This is a genomic window from Nitrosophilus sp., assembly GCF_982775275.1.
On record NZ_CEXZHP010000354.1, the window covers coordinates 1 to 1,001 of the forward strand.

At 64.3% G+C, this 1,001-nt stretch carries 2 pseudogenes; one reads left to right on the forward strand and one right to left on the reverse strand.

Features of this window, described 5'->3' with window-relative positions:
* A pseudogene (locus tag AC30RD_RS09985) lies at positions 1–936 on the reverse strand (5-methyltetrahydropteroyltriglutamate--homocysteine S-methyltransferase); the annotation flags it as partial.
* On the opposite strand from AC30RD_RS09985, the pseudogene AC30RD_RS09990 reads away from it, so the two are divergent.
* A pseudogene (locus AC30RD_RS09990) lies at positions 877–1,001 on the forward strand (hypothetical protein); the annotation flags it as partial. The pseudogenes AC30RD_RS09985 and AC30RD_RS09990 sit on opposite strands and share 60 nt — an antisense overlap.

Consider the following 1,001-nt stretch of genomic DNA (forward strand, 5'->3'; position numbering starts at 1 on the left):
GAGGGCTTCGTGCTGGCGTACGATCCGCTCTTCGTACGGCAGTTCCCTCGAAGCGTCCGTCCGTTCGGCGGCCCGTGAACGGACGGTGTGATCGCAGGTGCGTTCCGAATGCCGCCGTGAACGCAGGGCGTCGCGGTTGGCGTCGCGTGCCGCGCGTTGCGTCCCGTTCAGGGATCGTCCACCGAAGCAGGCCGCCGCGAGAGAGACCTCGGCGAGCTTTTCGTTCGCGAAAGCGAGCCAGTCGCGGACTTCGGGATCGAGCGCCGTTTCGGCTTCGAGGCTGTAGGGGACGTGCAGCAGCGAACAGGAGGTCGAGACGAGGATGTTCTCCGCGGGGAAACGTTCCCGGATCGTTTCGAGCAGCGAAACGGTGGCATCGATGTCGTTCTTCCAGACGTTCCGGCCGTCGACGACACCGGCGATGAGCGTTTTTCCGGAACGTGCGAGGGCATCGAGCGCGTCGAGGTTGCGGGGACCGTGGACGAAGTCGAGCGCCATACCGTCGACGGGTGTGTGGGCGAGTACTTCCGCCGCTTCACAGGCGTGTTCGAAATAGGTGGCGACATAAAGGGTCAGGTTCTCCGCCGTCGCGGCGAGCCGGTCGTAGGCGATACGCAGCAGGCTGAGCATCCGCGAATCCGGGCCGGTGACGAGGATCGGCTCGTCGATCTGGACCGTGACCGTTTCGTCGAGTCCGGCGAGGGTTTCGAGGATCTGCCCGTAGGTCCGCAGTATCGCGTCGAAGTGCGTGAAACGGTCGAACCGGATATCGACGCTCCGGCCCAGGGCGAGAAAGGTGAGCGGTCCGATGAGATTGATTTTCGGGGTGATCTCTTCCGCTTTCGCTTCGTCGTATTCGGCTTCCCGTTGCTGACTCTGGGGCTCCTCACGGGCGTCGCCTGGCTGCTCTCGACCGGACGCGAGCTGCTGTCCCACGGCGACCCGAAGGTCCCTGTCTCGCTGGCGATGTGGTTCCTGTACGCGGCGTATCTGTACCTTCG